Here is a 6,403-nt window from a genome sequence, read left to right on the forward strand (position 1 = left end):
AACTCCGCCGGGGGGACTTATGTAAACGGCAAGCGGATCTCCTCTGTGCGGCTCCACGAAAATGACCGGATCCGGATCGGGGCAACTACCCTGTGCCTGCGGAAAAGGAGTGCGTGATGTATAAAAACGGAATATCCTACCTCGGGTTGATCCTGCTGATCCTGCTGTCCCATATGTCCCTGCTGGCGATCATTCTGTTCCGGGGCAATTACGAGGCTGTGACAGATGTGGGATTGCTGGCAGCCATTGTACTGGGCACGGATCTGATCTACTTCTGCGTACTGCGGCTCATGCGGCAGGCTACTTATACGGCGGATTTCGCCCTGGTGCTGCTGCTGAACATGAGCGTGATCTTCCAGTCCTGCTTCGGAGGCGTGGGCTTTGCGTTCAAGCATTACCTGATGGCAGTGGGAGCGTTTGTGTTCTGCCAGATTGCCTATCTGCTGACCCGGGACGCTGTGGTCACGGAGCGGCGCAAACCCATTTATTATGTGTTATTTGGCTTGCTGATGCTGTCCATCCTGCTGTTCACCGGCAGCCGGGGCATCTGGATCGACCTGGGGTTCATCACCCTCCAGCCCTCGGAATTTCTAAAGCCCGTATTCGTCCTGCTATGCGCTACCTCCATCTCCGCCCAGCAGAATAAAAAGAAAACCATGGGCTTCATGATCGTCCGGGATAACTGGTATGTGTACGGCTGTACAGTGCTGATCGTGCTGCTTCAGTGGTGGTGCCGGGATCTGGGCAGTCTGCCTACCTTCCTGGCTGTGGCAGGCTGCGGCTTGATCTGCCGGATCTGCTATCCCCGGGCAAAGCTGTCCAAAAAGCTCATTGCCGGGCTGTGTGCCGGCGGTGCAGTGCTGGCGGCAGTGGCAGTGAAAATCGCCCCGGCCTATGTACTGGAGCGTCTGCATACGGACATCTGGAAGGATCCCAGCGGCAGCGGTTATCAGCAGTGCAAGGCGCTGATCGCCATTGCGGAGGGGGGCTGGTTCGGCAAGGGCCCCGGTCAGGGTACCCTGCATAAGGTAGCTGCCTCCAATACGGACATTGTGTTTTCCACCATCTGTGAGGAGTGGGGACTGCTGATGGCGCTGCTTTCCATCTTCACCATTCTGCTGATCCTCTGCACCTGTCTGACCAATACCCCCCGTTCCTATTATCACGCCTGCATCGTCAACGGAGTGGTAGCAGTGTTCGTGGTGCAGATGACCCTGAACATTTTCGGTTCCTGTAATCTGATCCCCTTTACCGGGGTCACAATTCCCTTCATCTCCCAGGGAGGCAGCTCCATGCTCACCAGCGGCTTTCTGGTGGGATTGCTGAAGGCAACCCAGTCCCCCCTGTTCCATTCTGAGGTGAAGGTGCCAAAGAAAAAGAAGCCTGCATTGAAAAAGAAAAGAAAGGCGACGGCATGAAAAGTATCTTACGCGGCAGACGGCTTATCACGCTGATGCTTCTGCTGTTTCTGACAGGGATGATCGTACTGGTGGTACGGATCCAGCTGGAGGCATCCTTTTACATTTCCCAGTCCGGCAAGCCCTGCTATGGTATGGTGTATGACCGGGAGGGGGACGTGCTCTTTGATGGCATCAACGGCTACGAGGGCTATGAAAGCGGACATTTTGCCGACGTCGGCAGCCTGATCGGGGATACCAGCGGGCAGATGACCAATACTCTGGTGGCACGGAATCTGGAATCCCTCACCAACTACAGCTTTACCACCGGCATGCGGCAGACAGGCAAAACCGCCATTCACACTACCCTGGATCACGCAGCCAACAAAGCCACCTACAGTGCCTTTGGGAAAAAGGATGGCATTGCCATTGCCTATAACTATAAGACCGGGGAGATCCTGGTGAATGTGAGCAAGCCCTGTGTGGATGTAGCAAAGGGGTATGGGGACATTGCCAACTTTCCGGAGGGCAGTCTGCTGTGCAAGGCATTTTACGGCACAGTGCCCGGCTCCACCCAGAAGGTTTCCACAGTGATCGCCGCAACGGAGATCCTGGGTGCGGAGCAACTGGAATCCCTGTCCTATTCCTGCACCGGCAGCTATCTGAATGACAACCGGCAGTCCATCAACTGCCATAAATCCAGCGGCCATGGCAAGCAGAATATCTTCCAGGGCTTTGCCAACAGCTGCAACCCCTTCTTTGCCCAACTGCTGGAGCGTTCCGGCATGCCGCTGGATCGGATCATTTCCGTGTACCGGAGCATGGGTTATGCGGTGAACGGAGATCAGAAGCAGACCATCAGCATTGACGGGATCCTCAGCGAGACTGCCTCCACTACCTTGCAGGATATCCATGATTTTGATACCCAGTGGGGCTGCATGGGACAGGGAGAGACGCTGGTGAGTCCCTGTCAGCTGATGATGTGGCAGAGTGCAGTTGCAAACGGGACAGGGGTGTCCACCAGACCCCATCTGATTGACACCGTGACCAACGTGTCCGGCAAGGTGACAAAAACCGCTTCCACCGAGTATACGGGGCAGCTGTTTTCTGTGGCTGCCGCCCAGGAGACCCGGAAGATCATGCTGGACAACGGTAAGAATCATTATGTCGCTGCCGGAAAGATCAAGGGCTATGACATTGCCGTCAAGAGCGGCACTGCCCAGGTGAACGGGGGCAAGGAGGAAAATTCCCTGCTGGTTGGCTTTGTGGACGATCCGGATTTCCCCATCGCCTTTTGCGTGGTGATCGAGAACCGGGTCAGCGGCGAGATCGCCACCCATCAGATCGTACAGAAGATGCTGGATGCACTGAAATAAAAAACAGGCAGTATGCGTCAAGCATACTGCCTGTTTGATTTCTATGGGTGATCGTTTAGGCACGCTGGGACTGCATGACCGTCTGTAAGGCCCGGAGTAGCTCCTCGTCCCGGAACTTGCATGTGGAGCGGTCGTAATGCTCTCCGTTGTCCCAAAGCATCGGGCACATGCCCCGGTCCCATGCTGCCTGTGCCACGGAGCGGAGGTACAGCCGGACGCTTTCCGGCTCCTTATTGGTGGTCGTGGTACCGAATTCCCCGATGATGACCGGCACGCCCTTGTCCACAAAGGTGGTCTTCAGCTTATCCATATATCCGTTCAGTTCATTGATCTCCTTAGTATTGCCCCAGGTGCTTCTTGCCTTGCCCCAGTCAGCATCCTCCGTCAGAATGGCAAAGGTGGAGGGGGTGTAGTAATGCACGCTGACGGCGCAGCGGTTCTGGGGATCCGCAGGCATCTTGAACGCCGGGTCACAGGTCAGATCCACGTCCGTTGCATAGCCGGCGATCAGCAGATGCCGTTTTGCATTGTTGCCGCCGGATTCCCGCACCAGATCCACAAAGGTCTGGTTCAGCTCGTTGAGCAGGCCGAAAGCCTTTTCCTTGTCTCCCACATTGCTGTAGCGGTTCCAGGTGTTTTCATAAACGCCCTCCTCGTTGAGGGATTCAAAGATCAGCTTGTCGCTGTAGTCGGAAAATTCCGCAGTCACCTGCTTCCATACGGCTTTGTATTTTTCCAGCGTGCCGTCATGGCCTTCATCCGCCTTGGAGATCCAGCCACCATCCCAGTGGATGTTGATAATGGCGTACATATCGTTGTCCAGTACATAGCCGGCGACCTCCTTGACCCGGGAGATGAGGGAGGCGTCGATGGTGTAATCCTCTGCCATCATATTGCTCCACGCCACCGGGATCCGGACGGATTTGAATCCGGCACCGGAAATGCCGTCGATCATTTCCTTTGTGGTGACCGGGTTTCCCCAGGCGGTTTCATAGTTTTCCACGGAGGAGCCGGTGATCCAACTGCCGCATGCCTCCAGGGTGTTCCCCAGATTCCAGCCCACGCCCATTTCCTTGACCACCTGGGCGGTGGAAATATCCCGCATGTCGCCGGAGGCGTCGTTTTTGCCGCAGGAAACCGCAGAAGCACTGCACAGAGCGGTCAGCAGCAGGGGGATCCATTTGATCTTTTTCATATTGTTTCCTTTCTGTAGAGGGCTGGCAGCATCCCACAGGGCATGTGAGGGTTGCCTTTGTTTTCAATTATAGGCAACACCGCACAAAGATTGTGCAGCAGATGCTGCGCAAAGCCGACAGGCGGGCTTTGTGCGGTATTGCCTATATTGTAAGTATACCGGAATCGGCATTGTACGTCAATATACAAAACAATATTCTTTTGAGCCTGTCTATTTATTGACGAATCAGCTTATATATGTTATAATAAAAAGAAGCATGCAGAACGGGACAATGCAGTGGTGCTGTCCTGCCGGGAGATCTGCAAAGAGTATGGGAGGTTTCGCAGTATGTCAAAGCGCAGTATACGTATCGCAGCATGCATCGGGGGATTGGGGAACGAGTATCAGACGCCCCTGCTCAAAAGTATCACCAAAGCTTGTAACAGTCATGATTTTAAGCTGAATGTGTTTTATTCCTTTGCGGACGAATGGAGCGGAAAGAAGAGCCAGGAAGGGGACAGAAGCATTTATGAGCTGGTGAACTTCTCCCAGTTTGACGGACTGATCCTGTTTAATATCACGCTGCAGGATCCGGAGCTGGTGCAGGACCTGAAGCACCGTGCCCAGGAGGAGGGCTTGCCTGTAGTGTGCGTGGACGGAGCGGAGCAGGATTGCTACAACATCACCATCAATTATGACAATGCGGTGGAAATGATGACCCGCCATTTTGTAGAGGCTCACGGCTTTACTAAGATCAACTACCTGGGCGGAGAGGAGGAATATCTGGTTTCCCGTATCCGCCGGGAGGCATATGAGCGGGTGCTGCGGGAATGCGGTATTCCGGTAGAGCCAAGCCGGGAATTGATCGGCAGCTTCTGGGATGAGCCTGCGTACCGGGCGGTTCTCAAATACTACAGTGAGCAAGGGGAAATGCCGGAAGCGTTCGTATGCGCCAACGATGAAATGGCGATCGGCGCAGTCCGGGCACTGGAGCAGCTTGGATTCCGGGTGCCGCAGGATGTATGTGTATCCGGGCTGGATGGGGTCAGCAAGGCGCTGAACTTCTGCCCTTCCATCACCACGGCGCAGCCGGATCTGGATGCCGCAGGCAGACTGGCAGTGGAGCGTCTGGCGCAGGTACTGGCAGGGCAGCAGGAGTCCTCTGGACAGGAGCATGTGGGTTGTATTCCCCACTTCCAGGAATCCTGCGGCTGCGCATCCTTTTCCGGTGCGGTAAACAGTGAGGTCAAGGAAGAACTGTACCAGAAGCTGGAGCAGATGCAGCATTATCTGAAATGGGTCAACGGCTCTGTGGAATCCATTACGGCGGAGGAAACGGCGCAGGGCGTTGTAGACAGACTGGGAGAAGTGGCACAGCAGTTCTGGACTGGAAAGTGCTGGTTCTGCGTGAGTGATGGCTTCTACCGGGAGTTGTTTGGCATGACCGGTGCCAGCCCCTATCCGGTGAAGGGCTTCTCCAACACCATCCGCACCCTGGTGTGCTGCCGGGATCACATTCTGGAGCAGGCGTATGATTTCAGCCGGCTGGATCTGCTGCCCAATTACGATTATGAGGTGGAAAGCTGCGGCGCCATTCTCTTTGTACCCATGCACTTCCAGGATCGGATCATTGGCTATATCGCCGTTGAATACTCCGATATTGTCATGGACCTGTCCCTGCTGAGCAATCTGGTATGCAGCGTCAGCGTGGTACTGGAAAATGCCAGAATCCGGGTGCAACTGCAAAAAATGATCGACCGGCTGCAGTGTGCAACTGTGCGGGATCCTATGACGGAACTGATGAACCGCCGGGGCTTTTACAATCATGCCGTTAAGCTCTTTGCCGCCTGCGCAGAGGAGGGGGCACAGTTTATGTCCATTTCCCTGGATCTGGACGGGCTCAAGGAGATCAATGATACCTACGGGCATCAGGAGGGGGACAGCGCCATCCGTGCCTTTGCCCGATTCCTGGACGGCTTTTCCTCGGATACCTGCGTGGTGGCACGGTTCGGCGGAGATGAATTTGTCATGGCAGGCAGATTCCAGGAGTCCATGCACCCCATTACCATTGTGCATACCCTGCAAAGCAAGCTGAATGAATACAACCGCACCTCCGGCAGATGCTACCGGATCGAAATGAGCAGCGGCTTCCATGTAGGCGTGCCGGATTACAATTCCACGGTGGATGAGTGGATCGCCCTGGCGGATGAACAGATGTATACGGAAAAGAAGGATCACCACCGCCGCAGCCGGGTGAGAAGATAATCGGGTACAGCCCTTGCAAAAAACGGACACTGGAATTCCAGTGCCCGTTTTTTCATGCGTCTGCCAGCCTGGGCGTACCCAGTGTCCGGTTGATCCATCTGACCGCCAGGTCAAACCATTCAGCACAGTCCGGGTTCAGATGCCAGGTGCCCATGGCAGTGGTCTGATCTGCCAGGGCAAGCCCGTGACCG

5 protein-coding genes are annotated in these 6,403 nt (G+C 55.2%); 4 read left to right on the forward strand and 1 reads right to left on the reverse strand.

Features of this window, described 5'->3' with window-relative positions; genetic code table 11:
• The 3 genes from QVO51_RS10940 to QVO51_RS09405 form a co-directional block, all read left to right on the forward strand.
• Nucleotides 1-117: FHA domain-containing protein (locus tag QVO51_RS10940; RefSeq protein WP_369677911.1), on the forward strand; the 117-nt coding region annotated here is incomplete at its 5' end.
• Nucleotides 117-1,418, forward strand: a complete 1,302-nt coding sequence (locus QVO51_RS09400; RefSeq protein ID WP_022358187.1) for an FtsW/RodA/SpoVE family cell cycle protein — start codon at nt 117-119, stop codon at nt 1,416-1,418. The genes QVO51_RS10940 and QVO51_RS09400, both read left to right, overlap by 1 nt.
• A complete protein-coding gene (locus QVO51_RS09405) occupies nt 1,415-2,773 on the forward strand; it encodes a penicillin-binding transpeptidase domain-containing protein (protein WP_022358188.1) in 1,359 nt (452 codons plus the stop codon). Before QVO51_RS09400 ends, QVO51_RS09405 begins: the two co-directional genes overlap by 4 nt.
• 55 nt (nt 2,774-2,828) lie before the next feature.
• Here the strand turns inward: QVO51_RS09405 and QVO51_RS09410 are convergent, their stop codons facing one another.
• The gene (locus tag QVO51_RS09410) at nt 2,829-3,968 is read right to left on the reverse strand and encodes a glycoside hydrolase family 5 protein (RefSeq protein WP_022358189.1); all 1,140 of its coding nucleotides are present in this window, start codon (nt 3,966-3,968) and stop codon (nt 2,829-2,831) included.
• Nucleotides 3,969-4,295: 327 nt separating this feature from the next.
• Here QVO51_RS09410 and QVO51_RS09415 point away from each other — a divergent pair, with 327 nt between their 5' ends.
• Nucleotides 4,296-6,212 (forward strand): diguanylate cyclase, encoded by a 1,917-nt coding sequence (locus tag QVO51_RS09415; RefSeq protein ID WP_022358190.1) that lies wholly within the window; start codon nt 4,296-4,298, stop codon nt 6,210-6,212.
• Nucleotides 6,213-6,403: the final 191 nt, after the last annotated feature.

This window comes from Ruminococcus sp. CAG:379 (genome assembly GCF_000434255.1).
Taxonomy (GTDB): Bacteria; Bacillota; Clostridia; order Oscillospirales; family Ruminococcaceae; genus Ruminococcus_F; species Ruminococcus_F champanellensis.